We start from the raw sequence: 22,964 nt of genomic DNA on the forward strand, positions 1-22,964 counted from the left end.
TTGCGTGCGGCTCAGTCCTTCAGCGTGTCGAGCAGATGCTGCTTGAGCTTGCCGAGCCGCTGATGGGTCCGCGATTTTTCGTCGAGGCTCAAGCCGCCGAACAGTTCCACCACCCACTGTTCATGCGCGACCGCCATCCGGTCGAATGTCTTGCGGCCGGCCGGCGTGAGACACACGCTGATCGAGCGACGGTCGTTCGGATCGGTATCGCGCGATACCAGGCCTTCTTTTTCGAGCTGATCCGTGATGCCGGTGACGTTGCCGCCCGTCACCATCAAGCGGCGCGACAGCTCGGTCATCTTCAGGCCTTCGGGATGACGTTCGAGTTGCGCCATCAGATCGAAACGCGGCAACGTGGTGTCGAATTCGTTGCGCAGACGTTTGCGCAGTTCGGCCTGCACGAGGTTGGTGGTGGTCAGCATGCGCAGCCACAGACGCAAGCCCATGTGGCTATCGGCGCCGGTACTCATTTCGAGGTCCACGACGTTCTCCGCGGGGTTGGCGATGCCTTTGCGCGGCGGCCGGGTTTCGGTCGCGGCGGTTTTCCTTGCGTGGGTTGTCTTGCTCACATCACTTCTCCACCGGAGATGGATAGGGATTGCCCCGTGATCGCGTCCGAGCCGGGCTGGCACAGCCAGAGCACGGCGTCGGCGACTTGTTGCGGCGTCACGAAGCGGCGTTGCGGGTTGGAGCGCAACAGGGTGTCGCGCGCCTGTTGTTCGGTGCGCGCGGTCTTGCTGGTGATCTGCTCCAGCGATGCGTGCAGTAGTTCGGTTTCCGTGTAGCCTGGGCACACCGCGTTGACGGTCACCCCTTTCGTCGCGACTTCGAGGGCAAGCGAGCGCGTCAGGCCGATCACGCCGTGTTTCGCCGCGCAGTACGCGGCCACGTACGCATAGCCGATCTGGCCCGCGGTGCTGGCGATGTTGACGATGCGCCCGTGCCCGCGTTCGAGCATGCCGGGCAGCACTGCTCGCGTACCGAGGAACACGCCGGTGAGGTTGACGTCGAGCATGCGTTGCCAGAGCGCCATGTCGGTGTGCGCGAACGGCGCGGCCTGTGCTTGCCCTGCGTTGTTAACCAGAATGTCCACCGCGCCCGCCTGCGCGAATGCGGTCGTCACGGACGCTTCCTGCGAGACATCGACGCCGATGCAGGCGACGTCGCCGAGCGCGGCGCACGCTTCGCGCTGCGCTTCGAGCCGATCCGCGTTGCGGCCCATCAACGTGACGCGCGCGCCGGCACGCAGCAGCGTCATCGCGACGGCCGCGCCGATGCCGCTGCCGCCGCCCGTCACCACCGCGTGCTGCCCGGCGAGTGTGTTTGACGTGGTTGTACTCACACCGTGCCCTCCGCGCGCTGTGCGCGTTCTTGCGGCGACAAACCCGCGTTCGCTGCCGCCTGCGCGCGTTCGCGTTCCAGATTGCGCTCCAGCTGCGATTTCGCGGCCGTGTATGGCTTCGGCCACATCACATCGAAATAGCCTATTTTTGCGGCCTCGTTCAGCGTCCACGACGGATTCGCCAGATGCGGCCGCGCAATCGCGCAAAGATCGGCACGACCCGCCGCGATGATGCTGTTGACGTGATCCGCCTCCGAAATCGCGCCGACTGCAATGGTCGCGATGTCGGCCTCGTTGCGGATGCGGTCGGCGAACGGCGTCTGGAACATGCGCCCGTAGACGGGCTTTTCCGCCTTGCTGACCTGCCCCGACGACACGTCGATCATGTCCGCGCCCGCCGCTTTGAACGCACGCGCGATCTGCACGGCGTCGTCGGGCGTAGTGCCGCCTTCGACCCAATCGTTCGCGGAAATCCGCACCGAGATCGGCTTGTCCTGCGGCCAGACGGCGCGGATCGCGTTGAAGACTCGCAATGGGTAGCGCAAACGGTTTTCCAGCGAGCCACCGTATGGGTCGGTGCGATGGTTCGTCAGCGGCGACAGGAAGCTCGACAGGAAATAGCCGTGCGCGCAGTGCAGTTCGAGCCAGTCGAAACCGGCTTGCGCGGACATCTGCGTGGCGCGGACGAATTGCGCTTCGATCTCGTCGAGTTCATCAGGCGTGGCCTCGTGCGAATGCTGGCTGACGCCCGGCAGATATTGTTGCGGCGAAGCGGATACGAGCGGCCAGTTACCTTCCGCAAGCGGTTGATCGATGCCTTCCCACGCGACGCGTGTCGAACCTTTCGCGCCGGAGTGACCGAGCTGGATGCCGATTTTCGCGTCCGATTGCCGATGCACGAGATCGACGATGCGGCGCCACGCGTGCAGATGTTCAGGCGCGTACATGCCGGGGCACGCGGGCGTGATACGCGCTTCGGGCGACACGCAGGTCATTTCCGTCATGACCAGCGCGGCGCCGCCCATCGCGCGCGCGCCGAGGTGCATCAGGTGATAGTCGCCCGCGATGCCGTCGACAGCGGAGTACTGCGCCATCGGCGAGACCACCACGCGGTTTTTCAGCGTCACGCCGCGCAGCGTGAAAGGCGTGAACATCGGCGGGACGGAGTGCTTGTCCGGCGCGCGCGTCACGCCTGAGCGTTCGGCGAGCCAGTCTTCGAAACCGGATAGATAACGCGCGTCGCGCTCGCGGAGATTTTCGTGCGAGATACGTTGCGAGCGGGTGAGCAACGAGTAAGCGAATTGCTCCGGTTCGAACGACGTGTAACGGTCGACGTGTTCGAACCACTCGGTCGAATTGCGCGCGGCGTTTTGAATGCGCAGCACGTCGATGCTGCGCACGTCCGTGTAATGCTGGAGCGCTGCGGGCAGATCGCCCGGATGCGCGCCGATGCTGTTGGCGAGTTCGATGGAATCTTCAAGAGCGAGCTTGGTGCCCGAGCCGATCGAAAAGTGCGCGGTGTGCGCGGCGTCGCCCATCAGTACGATCGGCGTACGCGTGCCGTCGGCGTTATCGCGCCAGTGAACCCATTCCTGGTTGACCACGCGCGGAAAGCGGATCCATTGCGACGAGCCGCGCAAATGCGCGGCGTTCGAGAGCAACGGGTTGCCATCCAGATACTTCGCGAACAGCTTCTCGCAGAAGGCGATGCTGTCTTCCTTGCTCATCTCGTCGAGACCGGCGGCGCGCCACACGCGCTCGGGTGTTTCGACGATAAAGGTGGAGGTTTGATCGTCGAAGCGGTAGGCGTGCGCCTGGAACCAGCCGTGTTCGGTTTCCTCGAACGCGAAAGTAAAGGCGTCGAAGAGTTTCTTCGTGCCGAGCCACACGAAGCGGCAGTCGCGCATGTCGATGGCGGGCTGATAAGTCGCTGCGTATTGTTGCCGGATCGCACTGTTGGCGCCGTCGCACGCGACGATCAGGTCGGCTTCGTAGATCGAGTCGTCCGTGACCTGGGTTTCGAACACCAGTTTGACGCCGAGCGCCTCGCAACGCGCTTGCAGGATATTCAGCAGACGTTTTCTACCGATGCCGCAGAAGCCGTGACCCGACGAACGGACCGTCTCGCCGCGGAAATGGATTTCGATGTCGTCCCAGTGGTTGAACGCGTCGAGGATCGCGTCGGCGCTGGGGGCGTCCGCGGTGCGCAGATTGCCGAGCGTCTGGTCGGAGAACACCACGCCCCAGCCGAAGGTGTCGTATGGACGGTTGCGTTCGACGACGATGACTTCGTTCGCCGGGTCGCGGCTTTTCATCAACAGGCCGAAGTACAACCCGGCAGGGCCGCCGCCGATGCAGACGATGCGCATGCTTGTTCCCCAAGGTGATTCCGCTTGGAGGGTAATTTAGGCTTCGATAGTTTAGATGTCAAGTAAATGCGCGGGTGCTCCCGAAACGGGCGGATAGGGGTGCCACTCTTGAGCCCGTGCAAATTCGTTCACAACAGACGTGAAAAACCATCGTTGGACGGTGAGCGCCACCGAAATCAATACTTTGGACATGTCGAGGCGCTTCAACGGCGGCCGGCACGAAGTTGCGCTTGATGGTGTTTGTTCAACTTTCGCCGCACACACCGGGTCTGGTGGATGTATCGGAGGCGCGATCAATGCCGGGCGCAGCGTACGACTAACTGATGAACATAGGGCGATATATGAGCCACAACGTCGATTACAACGAGATCTCCATCAAAACCCCGGAAGAGATTGCAATGCTGCGCGTCGCGGGTCGTATTGCCGCACAAGTCCTTCAGGATCTGACTCCTCACATTCGGCCTGGCATTACGTCCCGTCAAGTCAACGACATCGCTTACGACTTGATCGTCAACAAGTACCACGCGGAGGTCGATCGCGAGGATCTCGCGGGCTACGACTCGAGCCAGTACGCGTGCATCTCGATCGCGCACAACGAGAACGCTTTCAGCGGCGAACCGAATGATCTGCCGTTGCAGAAGGGCGATCTTTTCGGCGTTGACGTGAGCATCAAGAAGGAAGGCTGGTGTGGCGATACTCAACGCATGTGGATCGTCGGCGAGGAGACGAGTTCGGAAGCGCGTCTCCTGATGTCGGTGGGCTACCAGGCCATGTGTCTGGGTATCAGCCTTGTTCGTCCAGGCGCGAAACTCCAGGATATCGCCCGTCGCGTGCAAGAGTATGTGGAATCTTTCGGATTCTCAATGCTTCGCGTTCCGAGCGGCACCGGTCACTCGATCGGTCAGGTTCATGCCGATGGCTGGCTTATTCCGTACTACGACTGCCCAACGAATGAAGGCCGTGTGCTCGAAAAAGGCATGGTGATCACGGTCGAACCGTTCATCTGCGCGGGCTCCGGAGACGGTATCCGACTGAATAACGTCACCCGCTCCGCGCAGACGGCAGATAAATCTCTCGCCGTATATTGGGAGCACGTTGTTGCAGTGACTGACAACGGTTGCGAAATTCTTGACCTGCGTGAAGGCGAAGACACGACGTTTTACGATGCGCGTTCGCGCCGTTAATCGCAGGTGGCTCCGCTCTCCAAAAGCGCCGTGATCTGACGTCTACGAAGTTAGTCTGATTCGTTGACTATTTCCGCAAGCCATTCTGCAAACTGCAGGATGGCTTCGCGCCTGGGGTTATCTTGGCGCCAGCAAACATGGTAGGGAAGCGTTGACGGAAGCCGGGCGCTACTGATTCGCACTAGCGTGCCGTCCCGCAGATAGGAATGGATGAGGCGCTCCCGAAGCATCGCTACGCCTTGGCCGGCGAGCGCTGCTTGCAGCAGCGATGCTGCGTCGCTGAACATGGGACCATGATTCGGCGCGCTGGCGCTAATTCCAGCGATATCGAAGAACTCTTGCCATGAGCGTCCTGCGAACCTCAATAACGGCACATGAGCGAGATTGTCGGTATCCAGCGGTGCGTGCCTGTCAAAGAACGCCGGGGTGCATACCGCGACAACCGAATCATCGAGCAGCTTCCTCGATTGAAAACCATCTCTATTAACGGGTCTATGCCAGATGCCAACGTCTGTCTCGTAGCGCTCAGGGACGTCCAGCGTATTGCGTATCGTGATTGAGAGGTCAAGATGCGGTTTGACCGCTGAGAATGCCTCGAGCCTTGGAATCAACCAGACGTTGGCAAAATCGGCCATTACGCTGATCTTGAGGACAAGCCGCGGTTGTTGCTTCGAGCTTTTGGCTTCGAGCAACGCAAACTCGAGATCGGCAAGGTTCTTGCGCACACGTTCTGCAAGTCGCGTGCAGGCCGCCGAGGGGATCATTTGCGTTTGTGCACGCTCGAACAACGGAATGTCGAGCAACGCTTCAATCTGCCGGATCTGATGACTGACGGCGCTGTGTGTCAGGTTCAGCTCATTCGCGGCCAGGGTGAAGCTGCGGCAGCGTTCAGCTGTTTCAAGCGCACGAAGCGCGGCAATGTTGAGGCGCAGTCGGTCGGTCATTGCGGTTGTCGAAAACGTAGGTTGGCAATTTGAAAATGCCGGCTCGGTGCGGGTCCGCACATTGTGCATTCCCCAATCCATTGGTGTTATGTCACCGCCGCCGGGCGGCGCCAGGCAGTGCGGAAGATTCGCGGTCGAATGCGGGAAGTCCGGTTCAATATGTCGATTTGAATAATCAATATTTACATTTATTTTAACTTCAATATTATTCGATCAACGCATCGCCTGCTTCTCTCTACCGACATTCAGCCTGAGGTTTGACCATCATGCGCTACACAAGGCTGCGCGCTTTCGCCGCCGTCGTTACCCTTTCTTCGCTCTCGCTGGCGTCGACCGCGATCCACGCATCGACCCACGACCCGCTGATGTCGATTGAACGATCTGATACGCCCGCGTGCTTCGTATGTCGGCACTGCACCGATACCCGCAGGGGAAAGGCTCCCGGAAACCGAACGAACGCGATCCAGATAAACGCCGCATACGAACATACGTGAAGACGGAACGTTTGCGAGCGCGCCTTATAGCGAGTGAGGAAGGCAGGGTGGATCGAAATGGCTTGGTGAAGAAACCGATAAATGGATCTGTAACGGTTCTGTCACGGCCCATATGCTGAAATAATCTGGGTGGCGCAAGAAAATTTATACGGACTTCCGTAAGTCGCCTGAGTTCTTAACGCATCGCTTATGTTTTCAGTGACGCTGCCTGACTTACAACAGCTTTGTCGAAATGCCGGTCATGGAAAGCCTGTCGCACGCGAGCCCGGGCTTTACTCGCGCACTGCTGGCAGCCGGCGCCGATCTGGACGGTCCGCTTTATCACGGGAAAACGGGATGCGAGAGGTGAGTGCGCAGGCTGCTTTGCAAGGCCTCTGGGCGTTTCCGGGTTTAAGAATCTCTACAGTGCAGCCGTAATAAGGTAATCGAAACGGCGGCTACTTCGAACATTCAAAATTCGGCATCTTTTCCGTCAACCGGACATTGTTTACCGGCACGTGAGTCTCGAATTGAAGCCGGCCGCTGTGCAACAGAGCATGTGCGTTCCCAGAATCTGAGAGAGGTCACCATGAGTACCGTATCGTCGTTGAACGCGAGCCTGTCGTCCAATCTGTTGCCGGCACTGAACGCGCCGGGCAAGTCGGCGGCGCTTGCCGACGTCACGTCCGCGGACATCGACGCGGCGTCGCCTTCGACGATCGTCACCATTCCGTCGGCGGTTGCCGAATCGCCGATCGTCTATACGCCGCAAGGGGCGTTGTTGGGTCTGGAGCCGACCACGACGTGGGCGCAAAGCAACAACACCGACGCCGTTTCGCTGGCCATGGCAGGCAATTACACGGCCAACACGATATCCGGCCAGTTCTACAACCTGGGTAGCACACTGCTCAATCGCTTCAAGACCACTGGCAGCGACTTTTCGCAGTCGGTCACGCTCGGTTCGACGGGTGCAGCGGGTGCTGCGAGCGCAATCGGCGCTTCGTCCACGCCGCAAGGTGATGCCAGGCTGACGGTCAAGACCGCGAGCGGCGTGACTGTCGTCATCGAGATGGATAGCGGCAACGGCACGTTGGGCGTCAGCGTGAACAGCAGCGGCAAGCTCAGCGACACCGAGCGCAGCGCGCTGGCCAAACTTGCCGATGGTTTCCAGAAGGCGATCAACGGACTGAGCGCGTCGCCGCCGACGGTCGATTTGAGTGGTTTGACGCAATTCGACACGTCGGTGTTGTCGTCGGTGAACTTGCAGTTCAATGTCACGGGTAGCGGACAACAAGATATCTCGGCCAGCTTTTCGCAGAACAGTTCGGCGAGAAGTTTCAGCGTGACGGATTCGCTCGGCACGATGAACGTCAAGGTCGATACGAGCAATGCCGCGCTGCTGGGCTCGGGCGCGCAACACGATCAGGCTATCGCAAGCTATCTGGCGCAGTTCGACAATGCCAGCGCGCGCGGGCACGGAAACGCGCAACTGATGAGCATGTTCAAAGACGCGTTCACGCAGTTGAACAGCAATGAGGGCACGCCGACGCAACAGCTTCCGGGTACGGCGTACGCGCCGTGGCTCGCGCAATCGGATCAGTCCATGCTGACGGGGCTCGCCGATTTCAGCGCTTCGATTACCGATACGCCGGTCTCGTCGAATCCGTACCGGCTAAGCGAACAGGACACGTTTTCCTATCAGGTCTCGCAAACCACCAGCACGCAAGGCAATCAATTCGACAGCCGGATTTCGCAAATGCAGCAGTCGCATCTTCAGGCGAGCTATCACCTGGCGTTGTCCGGCGGCGGCGCGCCCACGCTGGACGCGACGTTGGCCTCGCAGAACTACGACTACATGCGGATCGACGACAGCGCCAGTAGTGCCGTCAACATCGCGACTAAACAGGGCAAATTGCTGGCGGCGACGCTGGATCAGTCGTCCAGTCAGTCCACACGCCAATCCGAATATGTGAAAGGCGTGTTGACGTCGGATGTCACGACGCCGACTGAAACGTCGAATTCAAAAGATCTGCTGGCGCTGCTGAAACCTTTTCTGGAAAACGATCAGGCCGCGCAGAACAGCGACGGTTGGCAGAATGCGCTTTCCAGCATTCACGGAATGATTTTTCTGAACGCGAACGCTGCTTGAAAGACGCGATTCTGCCTCGGTAAATTCGGAACCGGCGGCAACCACCGGCATGGCGTGGTCAGCCGCGGTTAAAAACCGTCAATGCATTTTCGACAAGGCGATGAGCGTCCTGTTCGATAATCGCATTATGGGCGACGACCACGCGCGTAAAAGGCCACGCGAGAATGCGCACGCACCGGTAATGTCAAGGGATGCCGCATATGAGTCGAACGTGAGTTTTCCCGCCCGCAAAAACTACCGGAAAATCTCCGCAATCAAATTCGCCACCGTCCGGATCCGCTCGCTATCCCGCAACGCCGGATGCAGCACCATCCACACATCCTGATCCAGGGTCTTGATGTGCTTCTCCACGCACACCAGATCGCTAGTCGTATCCCCCGCCAACTGCGCGAGCACCCCCAATCCCGACCCGCCCAGCACGCCATCGAACACCCCCATCCCATAGCTGCTGCGCAACGACGGTGCCGGCGCGCCGGGTAGGGTTTTCAACCATTGGGTCGCCGGATGGTCCGGCTGCCGGTCGTCATAGCCGACGAAGGACAGTTTGTCCCATTCCTTCCTGGCGATCGCCGCTTTATGGCGCAGATAGTAGTCGCGCGACCCATACAGCCCGAAGCGAATCCGCCCGATCCGCCGTACATATAGATCGCCTTCTTCGGGACACTCCGACCACAGCGCAATATCCGCTTCGCGCCTCGCGAGGCTATACGGCCGGCGCGAGGTCAGCACCTCGATGGCCAGCCCGGGCAGCCGGTCCTGAAACGAGCCCAGCAGCTTCAGCAGAATGTACGACGGCCATTCCACCGCGTTGATCCGCACCGTGCCATGCGCCGCCGCCCCGCCATTGACGTCCGCCGCGCGCTCGATGCGGTGCGCCATCTCCTCCATCTGCTCCGCCCACGCCAACACCTTCGCGCCGAACGCCGTCACCGTGCAGCCCGACGGCACCCGGTCGACCAGCGGCTCGCCGAGCCGCCTTTCCAGCTCGGTCAGCCGCCGCGACAAGGTCGGCGCGCTCAGCTCGCAAGCCGTGGCGGCCGCCCGCATCGTGCCGCCACGGGCGATCGCCACCAGAATCCGCAGGTCGTCCCAATCGACGTGTTCCATTTTTGAAACATAAGGTTTTGAAATTTGGCATAGCATAACCCACTTACCGAGGATAGGATTGGTTTTGCCATGCTTGCCAGATACTGGGCAGGCCAGCCACGCGGGCCTTCAGGGCCCTTGCTGGCCATGTCGAAGGCGGCGGGTACGGCGTTCCAGACCATCACACGACCCAACAACGACTCAACGCAACGGCTCGCAGTCGAGCGAATGAGCGACACGGAGACATCAATGATTCGCCATTTCCAACCGGCGCGGCGCCGCGCCATCGTAGCCAGCGCAGCGTTCCTCGCTGTATCGATCCTCCCGATGCAAACGGCATTCGCCCAGGCGGCCCACAAGCCCAAGGTCGCGCTGGTCATGAAGTCGCTGGCCAACGAGTTCTTCCTGACCATGGAAACCGGCGCGAAGGATTACCAGAAGCAGAACCCGACCAAGTTCGACCTCGTGACCAACGGCATCAAGGACGAGACGGACACGGCCAACCAGATCCGTATCGTCGAGCAGATGATCGTGTCGAAGGTCGACGCGCTGGTGATCGCCCCGGCCGACTCGAAGGCGCTGGTGCCGGTTCTGAAGAAGGCGGTCGATGCCGGCATCATCGTGGTCAATATCGACAACAAGCTGGACTCGGACGTGCTCAAGTCGAAGGACCTGAACATCCCGTTCGTCGGCCCGGATAACGCGAAGGGCGCGCAGAAGGTCGGCGACTACCTCGCGAAGCACCTGAAGTCGGGCGATCCGGTCGCCATCATCGAAGGCGTGTCGACCACCACCAACGCGCAGCAGCGCTCGGCCGGCTTCAAGCAGGCCATGGCGACGGGCGGCATGAAGGTCGTCTCGCTGCAATCGGGCGAATGGGAGATCGACAAGGGCAACGCCGTGGCGAGCCAGATCCTCAACGCGAATCCGGACGTGAAGGCGCTGCTGTGCGGTAACGACAACATGGCGATCGGCGCGGTCTCCGCGGTGCGCGCGGCAGGCAAGGCCGGCAAGGTGCAGGTGGTCGGCTACGACGACATCAACGCGATCAAGCCGATGCTGGCCGACGGCCGCGTGCTCGCCACCGCGAATCAGTACGCGGCGAAGCAGGCCGTGTTCGGTATCGACACCGCGTTGAAGGCGCTCGCCGAGCACAAGAAGCAATCCGAGTTGTCGGGCGTCGTCGAAACGCCTGTCGATCTGGTTACCAAATAAGACCGCTCAGCGCGTGGCCGGCTCGTCCCGAGCGGCCACGCCGGGCGGTATCTGTCTGTTTTTTCCATCCGATGTCTACTCCGATCCCCTCCGTCGCCGCCGCCGCGCCCGTGTTACGGGTGCACGGCGTCGGCAAGACCTATGCCGAGCCGGTACTCGCCGACGTGTCGCTCGACCTCCACGCCGGCGAAGTGCTGGCGCTGACCGGCGAGAACGGCGCGGGCAAGAGCACGCTGTCGAAGATCGTCGGCGGGCTGGTCACGCCGACCGCCGGCACGATGTCGCTGAACGGCGCGGCCTACGCGCCGGCCAGCCGCAAGGAAGCCGAGGCGCTCGGCGTGCGCATGGTCATGCAGGAACTGAATCTCCTGCCCACGCTCTCGGTCGCCGAGAACCTGTTCCTGAACCGTCTGCCGCGGCGCGGTCCGTTCGGTTGGATCGACCGCGCCAAACTGCGCGAGGACGCGCGTCACGCGATGGCGCAGGTCGGCCTCGACGCGATCGATCCCGACACGCTGGTCGGCACGCTCGGCATCGGGCATCAGCAGATGGTCGAGATCGCGCGCAATCTGATCGGCGATTGCCGCGTGCTGATTCTCGACGAACCGACCGCCATGCTGACCGCGCGCGAAGTCGATCTGCTGTTCGAGCAGGTCGAGCGGCTGAAGGCGCACGGCGTCGCGCTGGTGTACATCTCGCACCGGCTCGAAGAGCTGAAGCGCATCGCGCGGCGTGCTGCCGTGCTGCGCGACGGCCGCCTCGTGCACGTCGACGAAATGGACAATCTGAGCACCGACCGCCTTGTCACGCTGATGGTCGGCCGCGATATCGGCGAGCGCATCGATCTCGGCGAGCGGCGGATCGGCAACGTGGCGTTCAAGGTGAACGGCATGACGCGCGAACCGGCGGTGCGCGACGTGTCGTTCGAGGTCAAGGCCGGCGAGATCTTCGGCATCAGCGGGCTGATCGGCGCGGGCCGCACGGAACTGATGCGGCTCATCTACGGCGCGGATCGCGCGGATGCCGGCACGGTCGAGGTGGCGCGCAACGGCGGCGCACCCGCGCCCGTCAAGATCGGCTCGCCGACGGACGCCGTGAAGAACGGCATCGCCTTGATCACGGAAGACCGCAAAGGCGAAGGCCTGCTGCTCACGCAACCGATCGCGGCCAACATCTCGCTGGGCCATCTGCGCGCGGTGTCGAGCAAGGGCGTGGTGGACGGCCGCCGCGAGTCGGCGCTCGCCACCCGGCAAATCGACGCGATGCGCATCCGTACCTCGGGACCGGCGCAGGCCGTGTCGGAGCTGTCCGGCGGCAATCAGCAGAAAGTGGTGATCGGCCGTTGGCTCGCGCGCGATTGCTCGGTGCTGCTGTTCGACGAACCGACGCGCGGCATCGACGTCGGCGCCAAGTTCGACATCTATGCGCTGATGGGCGCGTTGGCGCGGGAAGGGCGCGCGCTGGTCGTGGTGTCCAGCGACCTGCGCGAACTGATGTCGATCTGCGACCGCATCGGCGTCATGTCGGCGGGTCGCATGACGGGCCTTTTCGAGCGTGGCGCCTGGACCCAGGACGCGCTGCTGGCGGCGGCCTTCGCGGGCTACGCGAAGCGCGACGAGCTGCTGCACGCGCCGATCGAGCCCGACGCCCAGGCGCCCGATCATCAAGTCAATTAGTGGAGTATCAGCATGACCGCACCAACCAGTCTGCCCACCGCGCAGAGCGAACCCCCCAAGAGCGCACGGCCGGTCGGCACGCGCCTCGGTTTCTCGAACTACCTCGGCCTGCTCGGCGCGCTGCTCGGCATGATCGTGCTGTTCTCGCTGCTGAGTTCGCACTTCCTGAGTTACGACACGTTCAGCACGATCGCCAACCAGATTCCCGATCTGGTGGTGATGTCGGTCGGCATGACCTTCGTGCTGATCATCGCCGGCATCGATCTGTCGGTCGGTTCCGTGCTCGCGCTCGGCGCCGCGCTGACTAGCGTCGCCGCGTTGCAGTGGCATTGGCCGGCGCTCCCTTCGGCACTGCTCGGCATGGCCGGCGCGACGCTGACCGGTTGCCTGACCGGCGCGATCACCGTGGCATGGCGGATTCCGTCGTTCATCGTGTCGCTCGGCGTGCTCGAAGCGGCGCGCGGCGTCGCGTATCAGCTCACCAATTCGCGCACCGCCTATATCGGCGATGCGTTCGATTTCCTGTCCAACCCGATCGCGCTCGGCATTTCGCCGGCGTTCCTGATCGCCATCGTCGTGATGGTCGCCGCGCAGTTTCTGCTGACGCGCACGGTGTTCGGCCGCTACCTCGTCGGCATCGGCACGAACGAGGAAGCGGTGCGGCTCGCGGGCGTCAATCCGCGTCCGTACAAGATCGCCGTGTTCGCGTTGATGGGCCTGCTGTCCGGCCTCGCGGCGCTGTTCCAGATCTCGCGTCTCGAAGCCGCGGACCCGAACGCCGGCTCGGGCATCGAGCTGCAGGTGATCGCGGCGGTGGTGATCGGCGGGACGAGTCTGATGGGCGGGCGCGGCTCGGTCATCAGCACGTTCTTCGGCGTGTTGATCATCTCCGTGCTGGCCGCGGGCCTCGCGCAGATCGGCGCGACCGAACCGACCAAACGCATCATCACGGGGGCCGTCATCGTGGTGGCTGTCGTGCTGGATACCTATCGAAGCCGGCGTCGCGCCGCTTGAACCGGCCATTCGGTGAATGGCAAGCAGGAGAATGAACGTGTCAAAAGAGACGAAGCCGGGCCGCGTCCTGGTCGTGGGCAGCATCAATACCGATCTGGTCGCGCGCTCGCCGCATCTGCCGCGCCCGGGCGAAACGATCGGCGGCCATGAGTTCTCGCAGGTCGCGGGCGGCAAGGGCGGCAACCAGGCGGTCGCGGCCGCGCGCATGGGCGCGCAGGTGGCGATGGTCGGCTGTGTCGGTACCGACGCGAACGGTGCGCAACGGGTCAAGGATCTGGAAACCGAAGGGATCGATTGCAGCGGCATCGAAGTGCATCCCGCCCAGCCGACCGGCGTGGCGATGGTGACGGTGTCGGACGACGGGCAGAACACCATCGTCGTGGTCGCGGGCAGCAATGGCGAATTGACGCCGGAAGGCATCGCGCGTCATGAAGCCGCCGTCAAGGCGTGCGACGTGGTGGTGTGCCAACTGGAGACGCCGCCCGAAGCCGTGCACGCGACCCTCGCGCTGGCGCGCCGGCTCGGTAAGATCACCGTGCTGAACCCGGCGCCGGCCACCGGTCCGCTGCCGGTGGAATGGCTGCCGCTGGTCGATTACCTGGTGCCGAACGAAGTCGAAGCCGCGATTCTGGCGGGCCTGCCGGTCGAATCGGAAAGCGGCGCGCGGCGCGCGGCGACCGAACTGCAACGCGGCGGCGCGCGCAACGTGATCGTCACGCTCGGCGCGCAAGGCGCGTATCTGCTGGTGGACGGCGGCGAGGGCCGTCATTTCCCCGCGCCGCAAGTGCAGGCGATCGACACGACCGCCGCCGGCGACACCTTCATCGGCACGTTCGCCGCGCAGATTGCCGCGCGGCAGTCGCTGGACAACGCTATCGGCCTCGCGCAACGTGCGGCCTCCATCTCCGTGACGCGCGCCGGTGCGCAGCCGTCCATCCCGAATCGCGCGGAAGTCGATAGCGCAGCCTGACGCGTTCGCCCGTGGCGACACGCGGCGGCCCGTACCGCCACCCCACGAAGGTGGTTCGACGTTGACGTTGATTCACCGGCGCGCTCGCACGAGGGCGCCGGCTCCCCGATCACGATCTCGACTGGACGAAAAACATGAAATCACCATGTCTAGGTATCCTGATGATGTCGATGGTGCTGGGCGGTTGCGGCGGCACCATTGCACCCACCGATCCGCTGGCCAACGCGCCGAAAATCATCATCGATTCCGACTTCAATACGATGGGCGACGACGGTCAGCTGTTCGCGATGACCACGCAGTTGATGGGACAAGGCAAGGTCAATCTGCTCGGCTTGACCGTCGTTACCGGCAACGACTGGCTGCTGCAGGAAGAATCGGACGCGTTGAAGGCCGTGGAGCGCATGGGCGTGCAGAACGTGGTGGGCGTCTACGGCGGCGCGGACTACCCGCTGCAATACGACGTGGCGAGCATTCGCGCGCAGCAGGCCGCCAATCCGCAGGGCTATTTCGGCGCATGGAGCCGGCCCGAGCCGACCCAACAGTCGCAGCTCGTGGCGCCGCCGGACGGCTTCGCGGTGTCGACCAAGCTGCAAGCGCAGAGCGCCTCGGATTTCATGATCCAGACCATCAAGCGCTATCCGAATCAGGTCACGATTCTCGAAGTCGGGCCGCCGACCAACCTCGCCACCGCCATCATGAAAGCGCCGGAGATCGTGCCGCTGATCAAGCGGATCGTCTACATGGGCGGCGCGATGGCCGTGCCGGGTAATGCGAACGCGGTGGGCGAACTCAACTGGTGGTTCGATCCGCTCGCGGTGCGCACGGTGTTGCAGACGACGATTCCGCAAGCCGTCATTCCGCTCGACGTGACGAACACCGTGCCGCTCACGCAAAGCGTGTATGACCAGATCGTCAACAACCCGGCCAAACAGACGGCGGTGACGCGGGCGTACGGCATCGCCAATGCGGGCGCGTTCGCCACCAATACCGATCTGTTCGATACGTTGACCATCGCGTACTTCCTCGATCCGACGTATGCGACGCAGACCCACAGCGCTTACCTCGACATCGACACCACGAGCGGCGAAGATCAAGGGCACGTGATGGTCTACCCGGATCAGCCGGCCGCGGGCGCGTCGCCGAACAAGATTACTTACGTCACGCAGTTCGACAACGCACGCTTCTTCAATCTTTACGTCGATCTGTTGACGAGTCCGGTGCCGATTACGCTGCCGTGACGAGCGACAGGCTGGACGTGGCTGAATCGAAGCAGTAGTCTGAGCGTGCGGGACGACGTAGTTTGGCGATGCTGGTCCTAACCGACAACGTGGAGCCGGAATATGAACGTAAGCACCGAAACGCTCGTTGACATGCTGCGGGAAGTCGAAGCCGACGATCCCATCGATTACGCGGACCTGCCGTTCGGCGAGCAGGAACTCAGGCGCCTCGTCATGAGTTCACTCGTCGAGCGGCATCAGCAGGTCGAAGCGGGCGACATGAGCGTGTCCGACATTCACGCGCTCTATCTGCTGAGCACCGCCAAGCTGGTTCTGGAGAACACGGTGTTGCATGCGCGGCTGCTACTGCTTCAGGGGCAACATGTGGATGTGCAGGCGCTGCTGGCGCCGTTCACGCTGAAGGGCAAGTCCTGAACGAATGGCGTGGAGCATGGCTCGCCAGGCGGCGAGCCATTATTTGCCGGCGCCGCGCCGGATCGGCGTGCCGCGTTTTCTGCAGTCGGCGCACAGACCGAACAGGACGAGCCGGCGTCCCGATACCTCGAAGTCGAATTGTTCCGCGACCGCCCGTTGCCGCGCGTCGATCTCCGCATCGAAAAACTCGCTGATGCTGCCGCATCCGCCGCACACGACATGATCGTGCGGCTTGCCGTCGTTCAGTTCGTAGACCATGCGTCCGTCGCCGAACATGACGCTCGACAGCAACTGCGCGTCGACGAGCTGGCTCAGCACGCGATACACCGTCGCGAGACTCATGTTGCGCGAATCTTCGTTGAGCAGCCGGTAGACCTCCTCGGCGGCGAGGTGGGCATGCGCGTGGGCGTGAAAATACTCCAGCACCAGCACGCGCGGAAACGTGGACCGCAATCCGGCTCGCTCGAGGACTCTGTGAATGTTCATGGATCGGGTGAAAACGCAAGGCAGGCGGGGCGGCAAGACGGCGTGGGTCGCATCGCCAGTGGCCGAACTATGCGTGCCCGTTCCTTAAGGGAACCTTAACCGGGCGCTTTCGCCCCGGTTCATCCGCTTTCACGCGCTTTCCCCCGGTGTCCCCTATCGGCGATTTCGAGGTTCGAACCGGCAGGCAAGCTGGCGTCACGCCTTGCCGCTCATTCGGTCCATGATCGCCAGCAGGTCGTCGAGCGACTGCCTGCATTCGGCGGCGTTCGGTGTGCTCGCACGCAACGCACTCAGCGCGCGATCGATCGCCTTGTCGACCGTGTGCCAGTCCGCTGCCGCGCGCGGTTTCAACGACGGCTCGGCGTCGTCCCACGCGAGTTCCAGGTCTTTGATGCGTGTCTTGCCGCCGGCGAGATCGCCCTTGACGACGAGCGCGTGCGTGTCGGCGGCGATCTTGCGGAAAGGCGCGAGGTCGCCCAGTCTGGATGCTTTCGCCGGTTCCGCGGCGTCGGCGGAAAGGAGCACGCTGTGGCCCGATCCGATATGCCCGAAACTGAGGGCGGAAATGGCGATGAACGAAGCGATGACTGCCTTGCTGAGGGTCGATTGATTCATGAAGAATGCTTCCTGATGAGGTGAAGGGGTTGAACGCGGGACTATCGTGCGGCTATCGAGGGGTTACCGGATCTGACGCTTCGAACGTTGCGGGTTCAAGTTTCTTGCCGCGGCAGCGCGCAGTTGGAGCGCACGCTGTTCGACCGTGCTGACGTAGACGACCAGCGCGACGATTGCACTGAGAAACAGCAGACTCGTGTCGATCACGCCGAGCCCAATGCCGCCGTAAGCGCGCGGCTGCGCGAGCAGGTCGCCGAGCGACGCACCGAGCGGCCGCGTCAGAATGTAGGCGAGCCAGAACGTCAGTACGGGATTGGCGCCGGCGTAAAAGGCCGCGCTCACCAGTGCGATCAGCGCGCCGAACACGACCGCGCCGATCATGAAGCCGAGGCCGAGCGCTTCCGTCGCGAGATCGCCGGCCGCCGTGCCCAACGCAAAGGTGCACAGAATCGCGGACCAGTAGAACAGCTCGCGGCGCGTCGTGTTGATCGTGTGAATGGAGAGGGTCCGCTCACTGCGATACCAGAGCCCGAACACGATCGCGAGGGCCAGCGCGAATGCGATCGTGCTCGCGTAGAGACTGACGCCGAGCTGGTCGGTCAATGCGTCGGTGATCTGGGTGCCCACTACGCTGACCAGTACCACGGTCAGCCAGTAAATCCACGGTACGTAATGGCGCATACGCAACTGCGCGACGAGCGCCGCAAGCAGCAGCACGAGCATCATGCCGCCCGTCAGCGCGGTGCCCAGGCCGACGTGCACGGCCAGATAGTCGGCGCCGGTTTCGCCGACCGTGGTCGCCATGATCTTGATGGCCCAGAAGACGAGGGTCGCTTCGGGGACTTTGTTGCTCATCGTGCTGACACGATAGCGGGAGGTTTCTAGCACGGCGTTTCTCCTGTCGATAGCGAGCGATGCGATCACGCCTCGCCTCGCCTGTGCATCGACTATGCAATGGAGAACCTTATGCGGGCCTTATGAGACCTTATGCAGGCTTTGCGCGTGAGAGGCCAGCAAACGCCGCTACTGACGCGCCGCGCGATATTGCATAGACTGCAGCCTTGACCGTGTCCACTCCGACATCTTCGATCGCCGCATGCCTCGCCAGCCCAACGCCTCTCCGCTCAAACCGCGCCGCGCGCCCACCCAGCCGCGCTCGGAGCGCATGGTCGCGACCTTGCTCGAAGCCGCCGCCCAGGTGCTGGAAAGCAAGGGACTCGAAGGCTTCAATACAAATGCGGTCGCGGAGCGCGCCGGCGTGAGCATCGGTTCGCTTTACCAGTACTTCCCCAGCAAGGACGCGTTGACCTTCGCGCTGATGCAGCGCGAAAGCGATCTGTTCTATCGCGATGCATTGGCCGCACGCGATCATGCTGGCGGACCCGATGCGCTGGATCATCTGATCAGCGTGTCCGTGCGCCAGCAATTCGCGAGACCGACGCTCGCGCGCTTGCTCGATGTCGAGGAAAGCCGGCCGCACATGCGCGCGGCGTTGTCGGCGAAAGGATCGATGCGCACGCTGCTGATGGAGATCATTGAGCGTGAGGGTTTGCCGCCGCAGGAGAACCTCGTGGTCGCTTCGCGCGATCTGATGGCGATCATTCGCGGTCTCGTCGACGCCGCCGGCGAGCGGGAAGAGACCGACATGGCGAGCCTCATCCGTCGCGTGACGGCGGCCGTGCTCGGCTATTTGACGATGATGTCGAACACGGCCGAAGCCCTGCCACGCGCGCAAGCGCAATCCGATGCCGGGCGCAACGACGAGGACGGAGAACGCGCCGCTTCGCCGCAAGCGCCGGCGCAACCTGCCCGCCACGCATCGGGCAAACGCGAGCAAGCCGCGCGCAAGACCGCGCCGCGTGCCCGCAAACGCCCGTAGCACGGGCCTGAGCGACCGTCCACGTAACCGCCGTCGACGCGAGTATTGAACGCGAGCTTTTACTCGTAACATTCTCCGTACGGAACGCAACGAGCGATCCGCTTCAACGGAGATCGACATGAGCGATAGCACTACCATGAAGCTCAACCACCTGAGCTTCCCCTCGACCGATGCCGGTACGACCGCGGCATTCTTCATCGACCATCTGGGCTGTACCGGGACCTCGTTCGGCGCAAGCTGGATTCTGAAGCGCCCCGGCTTCGACATCGTGATCGAAGACGCAACGGACCGTGCGGTCGCATGGCCGGGCAATTTCCACATCGGCTTCGAACTGGATACCGTCGACGACGTGCGCGCCCTGCACGCACGCATGGCCGGCGCAGGCGTCGCGATGAAAACCGACGTGTTCAAACACGAACGCGGCTCGCGCTTTTTCTGCGAAGTGCCGGGCGGCGTGCTGGTGGAGATCAATACGCGCTCCGACGCCGACGAGCGATATCGCGGCACTTTCGAACATTGACAGGCCGGCTGCGTTGCCGGAAAGAACCGGCCGCGCACGGCAGGAGAACAAGCACATGCAAGTATTCGTAACCGGCGCCACCGGATGGGTGGGTTCCGCGGTCGTTCAGGAGTTGCTGCGCGCCGGTCATCAAGTGACCGGCCTCGTTCGCTCCGAAACCAATATGGCCGCACTGACCGCAACCGGCGCGCAAGCGATCCGCGGCACGCTCGCGGATGTCGATGCCTTGCATCGCGCTGCCTCGTCGGCCGACGCGGTCATCCACACCGCGTTCAATCACGACTTCTCCCAATTCGCCGCGAACGCCGAGGAGGAACGGCGCGCGATCGAGGCGATTGGAAGCGCATTGCAAGGTTCGAGCCGTCCGCTGCTCGTGACTTCGGGACTTGCGCGAATCGCATCGGGCCGTCTCGCGACCGAGGAGGACGTGCCCGATCCATCGTTTCTCCGCAAATCGGAGACGGCCGCGAGAGCCCTGGCGGCACGCGGCGTACGCGCCGCGACGGTCAGGCTGGCGCCGTCGGTGCACGGCGTCGGCGATCATGGTTTCGTGCCGATGCTGATCCGTATCGCCCGCGAGACCGGCGTATCCGCCTATCTCGACGAGGGCGCCAATCGCTGGGCCGGCGTGCATCGGCTGGATGCGGCGCGCGTGTATCGGCTGGCGATCGAGCAGGGCGTCACCGAGTCCGCGTACCATGCGGTCGCGGACGAAGGCGTGCCGTTCAAGGAGATCGCCGCCGTGATCGGGCGGCAGCTCGGTGTGCCGGTCGAAGCGCGAGGACGCGAGCACTTCGGCTGGTTCGCCGACTTCGTCGGGCTGGAAATGGCCGCGTCGAGCGAACGGACACGCGCCCGGCTGGATTGGTCGCCGGTCGGCCCGGACTTGCTTGCCGACATCGATCAAGCGGCTTATTACGCGAGCTGATCGGATTGAAAGGCGATCTGGCGCATCGGTATGACACGACTGTGCGCCAGATTCCAGCCGGCCTTATCGACGACCCAAATAAATATCCAGCCGTTTCACAATATCCGCGATCCTGACACGTCTTCAGGCGCATGGAACCGCAGCCCACCCCGGACACGATGACCGATCAAGACAGTGAAATCACCGCGACCGTGGTGCGCGAGCGCACGAGGCTCGGGAATTTCATCCGGCGTCGTGTGCGTGATCCCAACGAAGCGGAAGACATTCTGCAGGACGTCTTCCACGAATTCGTGCAGGCATATCGCCTTCCCGCACCGATCGAACAGGCGAGCGCGTGGCTGTATCGCGCCGCGCGCAATCGCATCATCGATCGCTTCCGCAAGAAGAAAGAGCAGCCGCTCTCCGAGCTCGCCGATCACGGCGACGACACGGACAACGAGTACCGACTCGATCTCGCGCTGCCCGCGCACGATGCGGGCCCCGAGGCGCTCTACGCGCGCGCGGTGTTGCTCAAGACCTTGCAGGAAGCGCTCGACGAACTGCCGCCGGCGCAACGCGACGTGTTCATCGCGCACGAACTCGAAGGGCGAACGTTCAAGGACATGGCGGCGGAAACGGGCGTCACGATCAATACGCTGCTCGCGCGCAAGCGCTATGCGGTGTTGCATCTGCGTGCGCAGTTGCAGATCGTGTACGACGAACTGGATCTTTAAAGGAGTCGACGGATGAAATGGCGGATGAGATGTCTCGCGAAGGTGCTGCTCGTCATAGTCGGGATCGCGGTACTCGGCTGGGCAGTGATGATGTTGTGGAACTGGGTGGTGCCGGCGCTGTTCGTCGGTGCGCGCGCGATCGATTTCGCGCACGCGTTGGGACTGCTGGTGTTGAGCCGCATTCTGTTCGGTGGCTTCCGTGGCCACGGCGGATGGCGCGGACGCCGTCAATGGCGCAAATGGCAATCGATGACGCCTGAAGAGCGCGAGCGATTCCAGGCGGAGTGGAAATCACGTCATGGCTTTCGCTCGGGAGATGAATGACCATGCGCCAAAAATCCGCCGCTGATGTCCAATGCAAGCAGAGCCCCGGTGTGATCGTGCCGGTGGTCGATCTGCGCCGCTGCGAAGGCAAGGGCGACTGCCTCGACGTGTGTCCGGAGAACGTGTTCGAGATCCGTCGCATCGACGACGCCGACTACCGCGAGCTTGGTGTGCTCAACCGCTTCAAGCTGCGCGTGCACGGCATGAAGGTCGCCTATACGCCGAACGCGGATGCGTGCCGCTCGTGCGGTCTTTGCGTGACGGCGTGTCCCGAGCACGCGATCAAACTGGCCCGGGCGTCCTGATCGCGGTTCTGGTTCTGCTGCAACCTGCGCGGCCGATGTGGCCAATCCGGCCATGGCCGCGTCAGGTTCGCGCCATCTCGATTGCGTATGCTCGAAACAGCGCGATCGTCAGGAGGGCAAATGGAACCATTCCCGCTATTCATCGTGGGCTCGCCGCGGTCCGGCACCACCTTCCTGTGCTCCGTACTGAACGTCCATCCGCTCATTCAACTGACCAATGAGTGCCGCGTCTTTGCGCTATTGAAGGACACGCTCGATGTCGGCAGCCGGCGACCGGATCTGCTGAGCGTCGCGTGTCGCGACCGCTTCAACCACTTCAGCCGACGCACGCTTGGCGCGTGGGTCGAACGTTTCTACCGCGAAGAACTCGGCTTGACGGCACCGATCTGGGGCGACAAGCATCCGTCCTACGCCGATCCCTCGGTGCTGTCCGGCCGCACGGGATCGATCGAACGTTTGCCGCGTTCCGGTTCGTGTCTGCGGCTGATACGCGAGCTCTTGCCGCGCGCGCGTTTCATTCACATTCATCGCGATCCGCGCCACGTGGCGAATTCGTTACTGCACAAACACTGGGCCGGTTCGATGGAAGACGGCGTCCGCGTGTGGGGGCAGTATGTGGCAGAGATCGTGGAATTCTTCGACGAGGTGCCCTCGCAACAGGCGCTGACGCTCGGCTATCGAACCGTGATCGAAGATCCGCACGCCACGGCGGCCAGCATCGGGCAGTTCCTCGGTCTTGCCGACGCATCGCCGATCAGCGACTTCCTGATCGCGCAACGTCACGCGCCGACGCCGTTCAGCGACCCCGTGACCGACATCGCCGATCTCTACGTCATTCCGCGTGCGTCGACGGTCGACGCGCGGCTTCTCGCGCTGGCGGGCAGCACGGCGGCTTATCTGGGGTATGCGGCGGCTTGACCGGAATACGCCGCAACGGCGTGTATCCGCTTCGGCAATTCACCGGCCATTCAGAGAATGGGACGCGGCGGCAATACACAATAAAGCAATAAAAAAGAACGCCGCAGCGCCGGTTGGGCAAGGCTTCCTCACTTTCCATAAGCCCGTCCGGGCACGGTATTTATTCAATTTTCCTGAATCCGAGTGCTTTCGCACACGGATT

23 protein-coding genes are annotated in these 22,964 nt (G+C 62.8%); 15 read left to right on the forward strand and 8 right to left on the reverse strand.

Annotated features, from left to right (window positions below; all coding sequences use genetic code 11):
• Positions 1-11 precede the first annotated feature (11 nt).
• The 3 genes from LFL96_RS28355 to LFL96_RS28365 are packed head-to-tail and all read right to left on the reverse strand — an operon-like array spanning position 12 to position 3,711.
• Entirely contained in the window at positions 12-569 is a 558-nt protein-coding gene (locus LFL96_RS28355) for a MarR family transcriptional regulator (protein WP_281001211.1), read from the reverse strand.
• A complete protein-coding gene (locus tag LFL96_RS28360; RefSeq protein ID WP_281001212.1) occupies positions 566-1,342 on the reverse strand; it encodes an SDR family NAD(P)-dependent oxidoreductase in 777 nt (258 codons plus the stop codon). Before LFL96_RS28360 ends, LFL96_RS28355 begins: the two co-directional genes overlap by 4 nt.
• Entirely contained in the window at positions 1,339-3,711 is a 2,373-nt protein-coding gene (locus LFL96_RS28365; RefSeq protein ID WP_281001213.1) for a bifunctional salicylyl-CoA 5-hydroxylase/oxidoreductase, read from the reverse strand. The genes LFL96_RS28360 and LFL96_RS28365 overlap by 4 nt, the downstream gene beginning before the upstream one ends.
• Before the next feature lie 341 nt (positions 3,712-4,052).
• Between LFL96_RS28365 and LFL96_RS28370 the strand changes: the two genes are divergently transcribed.
• Positions 4,053-4,895 (forward strand): M24 family metallopeptidase, encoded by an 843-nt coding sequence (locus LFL96_RS28370; protein WP_281001214.1) that lies wholly within the window; start codon positions 4,053-4,055, stop codon positions 4,893-4,895.
• A 50-nt stretch (positions 4,896-4,945) separates the two neighbouring features.
• On the opposite strand, the gene LFL96_RS28375 is transcribed toward LFL96_RS28370, so the two are convergent.
• Positions 4,946-5,839 (reverse strand): LysR substrate-binding domain-containing protein, encoded by an 894-nt coding sequence (locus LFL96_RS28375; protein ID WP_281001215.1) that lies wholly within the window; start codon positions 5,837-5,839, stop codon positions 4,946-4,948.
• A 1,062-nt stretch (positions 5,840-6,901) separates the two neighbouring features.
• On the opposite strand from LFL96_RS28375, the gene LFL96_RS28380 reads away from it, so the two are divergent.
• On the forward strand, positions 6,902-8,461 hold the full coding sequence (locus LFL96_RS28380; protein ID WP_281001216.1) for a hypothetical protein: 1,560 nt from the start codon (positions 6,902-6,904) through the stop codon (positions 8,459-8,461).
• 234 nt (positions 8,462-8,695) lie between these two features.
• Here the strand turns inward: LFL96_RS28380 and LFL96_RS28385 are convergent, their stop codons facing one another.
• Positions 8,696-9,568: a LysR family transcriptional regulator gene (locus LFL96_RS28385; RefSeq protein WP_281001217.1), complete on the reverse strand. Its 873-nt coding sequence runs from the start codon at positions 9,566-9,568 to the stop codon at positions 8,696-8,698.
• Positions 9,569-9,796: 228 nt separating this feature from the next.
• Between LFL96_RS28385 and LFL96_RS28390 the strand changes: the two genes are divergently transcribed.
• The 6 genes from LFL96_RS28390 to LFL96_RS28415 all read left to right on the forward strand — a co-directional run bounded on the left by LFL96_RS28390 (position 9,797) and on the right by LFL96_RS28415 (position 16,074).
• Positions 9,797-10,762, forward strand: a complete 966-nt coding sequence (locus tag LFL96_RS28390) for a sugar ABC transporter substrate-binding protein (protein WP_281001218.1) — start codon at positions 9,797-9,799, stop codon at positions 10,760-10,762.
• Positions 10,763-10,833: 71 nt separating this feature from the next.
• Positions 10,834-12,438 carry a sugar ABC transporter ATP-binding protein gene (locus tag LFL96_RS28395; RefSeq protein ID WP_281001219.1) on the forward strand — a complete coding sequence of 535 codons (1,605 nt, stop codon included), beginning with the start codon at positions 10,834-10,836 and terminating at the stop codon, positions 12,436-12,438.
• Between the two features lie 12 nt (positions 12,439-12,450).
• Complete coding sequence (locus LFL96_RS28400; protein ID WP_281001220.1) at positions 12,451-13,452, forward strand: ABC transporter permease; 1,002 nt, start codon at positions 12,451-12,453, stop codon at positions 13,450-13,452.
• Between the two features lie 31 nt (positions 13,453-13,483).
• A complete protein-coding gene (rbsK, locus tag LFL96_RS28405) occupies positions 13,484-14,422 on the forward strand; it encodes a ribokinase (protein WP_281001221.1) in 939 nt (312 codons plus the stop codon).
• A gap of 134 nt (positions 14,423-14,556) precedes the next feature.
• A complete protein-coding gene (locus LFL96_RS28410; protein ID WP_281001222.1) occupies positions 14,557-15,660 on the forward strand; it encodes a nucleoside hydrolase in 1,104 nt (367 codons plus the stop codon).
• 102 nt (positions 15,661-15,762) lie between these two features.
• The gene (locus LFL96_RS28415) at positions 15,763-16,074 is read left to right on the forward strand and encodes a hypothetical protein (RefSeq protein WP_281001223.1); all 312 of its coding nucleotides are present in this window, start codon (positions 15,763-15,765) and stop codon (positions 16,072-16,074) included.
• A 39-nt stretch (positions 16,075-16,113) separates the two neighbouring features.
• On the opposite strand, the gene LFL96_RS28420 is transcribed toward LFL96_RS28415, so the two are convergent.
• The 3 genes from LFL96_RS28420 to LFL96_RS28430 form a co-directional block, all read right to left on the reverse strand.
• Complete coding sequence (locus tag LFL96_RS28420) at positions 16,114-16,527, reverse strand: transcriptional repressor (protein ID WP_281001224.1); 414 nt, start codon at positions 16,525-16,527, stop codon at positions 16,114-16,116.
• A gap of 228 nt (positions 16,528-16,755) precedes the next feature.
• A complete protein-coding gene (locus LFL96_RS28425; protein WP_281001225.1) occupies positions 16,756-17,175 on the reverse strand; it encodes a histidine kinase in 420 nt (139 codons plus the stop codon).
• Between the two features lie 63 nt (positions 17,176-17,238).
• Positions 17,239-18,030 carry a hypothetical protein gene (locus tag LFL96_RS28430; protein WP_281003882.1) on the reverse strand — a complete coding sequence of 264 codons (792 nt, stop codon included), beginning with the start codon at positions 18,028-18,030 and terminating at the stop codon, positions 17,239-17,241.
• Between the two features lie 241 nt (positions 18,031-18,271).
• On the opposite strand from LFL96_RS28430, the gene LFL96_RS28435 reads away from it, so the two are divergent.
• From LFL96_RS28435 to LFL96_RS28465, 7 genes are all read left to right on the forward strand, one after another.
• A complete protein-coding gene (locus LFL96_RS28435) occupies positions 18,272-19,054 on the forward strand; it encodes a helix-turn-helix domain-containing protein (protein ID WP_348638427.1) in 783 nt (260 codons plus the stop codon).
• 118 nt (positions 19,055-19,172) lie between these two features.
• Positions 19,173-19,574, forward strand: a complete 402-nt coding sequence (locus tag LFL96_RS28440; protein WP_281001226.1) for a VOC family protein — start codon at positions 19,173-19,175, stop codon at positions 19,572-19,574.
• A 55-nt stretch (positions 19,575-19,629) separates the two neighbouring features.
• On the forward strand, positions 19,630-20,502 hold the full coding sequence (locus LFL96_RS28445) for an SDR family oxidoreductase (RefSeq protein WP_281001227.1): 873 nt from the start codon (positions 19,630-19,632) through the stop codon (positions 20,500-20,502).
• A 131-nt stretch (positions 20,503-20,633) separates the two neighbouring features.
• Positions 20,634-21,215, forward strand: a complete 582-nt coding sequence (locus tag LFL96_RS28450) for a sigma-70 family RNA polymerase sigma factor (protein ID WP_281001228.1) — start codon at positions 20,634-20,636, stop codon at positions 21,213-21,215.
• A 12-nt stretch (positions 21,216-21,227) separates the two neighbouring features.
• Positions 21,228-21,539 (forward strand): hypothetical protein, encoded by a 312-nt coding sequence (locus LFL96_RS28455; protein WP_281001229.1) that lies wholly within the window; start codon positions 21,228-21,230, stop codon positions 21,537-21,539.
• Between the two features lie 2 nt (positions 21,540-21,541).
• Positions 21,542-21,844 carry a ferredoxin family protein gene (locus LFL96_RS28460; protein WP_281001230.1) on the forward strand — a complete coding sequence of 101 codons (303 nt, stop codon included), beginning with the start codon at positions 21,542-21,544 and terminating at the stop codon, positions 21,842-21,844.
• Between the two features lie 120 nt (positions 21,845-21,964).
• Positions 21,965-22,762 (forward strand): sulfotransferase, encoded by a 798-nt coding sequence (locus LFL96_RS28465; RefSeq protein ID WP_281001231.1) that lies wholly within the window; start codon positions 21,965-21,967, stop codon positions 22,760-22,762.
• Positions 22,763-22,964: the final 202 nt, after the last annotated feature.

This window comes from Paraburkholderia sp. D15 (assembly GCF_029910215.1).
GTDB lineage: Bacteria > Pseudomonadota > Gammaproteobacteria > Burkholderiales > Burkholderiaceae > Paraburkholderia.

Coding starts and splice junctions, on each gene's coding strand:
- LFL96_RS28445 (WP_281001227.1), top strand. CDS start 19,630: ATGCAAGTATTCGTAACCGGCGCCACCGGATGGGTGGGTTCCGCGGTC.
- LFL96_RS28465 (WP_281001231.1), top strand. CDS start 21,965: ATGGAACCATTCCCGCTATTCATCGTGGGCTCGCCGCGGTCCGGCACC.
- LFL96_RS28380 (WP_281001216.1), top strand. CDS start 6,902: ATGAGTACCGTATCGTCGTTGAACGCGAGCCTGTCGTCCAATCTGTTG.
- LFL96_RS28450 (WP_281001228.1), top strand. CDS start 20,634: ATGGAACCGCAGCCCACCCCGGACACGATGACCGATCAAGACAGTGAA.
- LFL96_RS28425 (WP_281001225.1), bottom strand. CDS start 17,175: ATGAATCAATCGACCCTCAGCAAGGCAGTCATCGCTTCGTTCATCGCC.
- LFL96_RS28415 (WP_281001223.1), top strand. CDS start 15,763: ATGAACGTAAGCACCGAAACGCTCGTTGACATGCTGCGGGAAGTCGAA.
- LFL96_RS28410 (WP_281001222.1), top strand. CDS start 14,557: ATGAAATCACCATGTCTAGGTATCCTGATGATGTCGATGGTGCTGGGC.
- LFL96_RS28375 (WP_281001215.1), bottom strand. CDS start 5,839: ATGACCGACCGACTGCGCCTCAACATTGCCGCGCTTCGTGCGCTTGAA.
- LFL96_RS28395 (WP_281001219.1), top strand. CDS start 10,834: ATGTCTACTCCGATCCCCTCCGTCGCCGCCGCCGCGCCCGTGTTACGG.
- rbsK (WP_281001221.1), top strand. CDS start 13,484: ATGAACGTGTCAAAAGAGACGAAGCCGGGCCGCGTCCTGGTCGTGGGC.
- LFL96_RS28385 (WP_281001217.1), bottom strand. CDS start 9,568: ATGGAACACGTCGATTGGGACGACCTGCGGATTCTGGTGGCGATCGCC.
- LFL96_RS28430 (WP_281003882.1), bottom strand. CDS start 18,030: ATGAGCAACAAAGTCCCCGAAGCGACCCTCGTCTTCTGGGCCATCAAG.
- LFL96_RS28455 (WP_281001229.1), top strand. CDS start 21,228: ATGAAATGGCGGATGAGATGTCTCGCGAAGGTGCTGCTCGTCATAGTC.
- LFL96_RS28390 (WP_281001218.1), top strand. CDS start 9,797: ATGATTCGCCATTTCCAACCGGCGCGGCGCCGCGCCATCGTAGCCAGC.
- LFL96_RS28440 (WP_281001226.1), top strand. CDS start 19,173: ATGAGCGATAGCACTACCATGAAGCTCAACCACCTGAGCTTCCCCTCG.
- LFL96_RS28460 (WP_281001230.1), top strand. CDS start 21,542: ATGCGCCAAAAATCCGCCGCTGATGTCCAATGCAAGCAGAGCCCCGGT.
- LFL96_RS28365 (WP_281001213.1), bottom strand. CDS start 3,711: ATGCGCATCGTCTGCATCGGCGGCGGCCCTGCCGGGTTGTACTTCGGC.
- LFL96_RS28400 (WP_281001220.1), top strand. CDS start 12,451: ATGACCGCACCAACCAGTCTGCCCACCGCGCAGAGCGAACCCCCCAAG.
- LFL96_RS28370 (WP_281001214.1), top strand. CDS start 4,053: ATGAGCCACAACGTCGATTACAACGAGATCTCCATCAAAACCCCGGAA.
- LFL96_RS28435 (WP_348638427.1), top strand. CDS start 18,272: ATGCCTCGCCAGCCCAACGCCTCTCCGCTCAAACCGCGCCGCGCGCCC.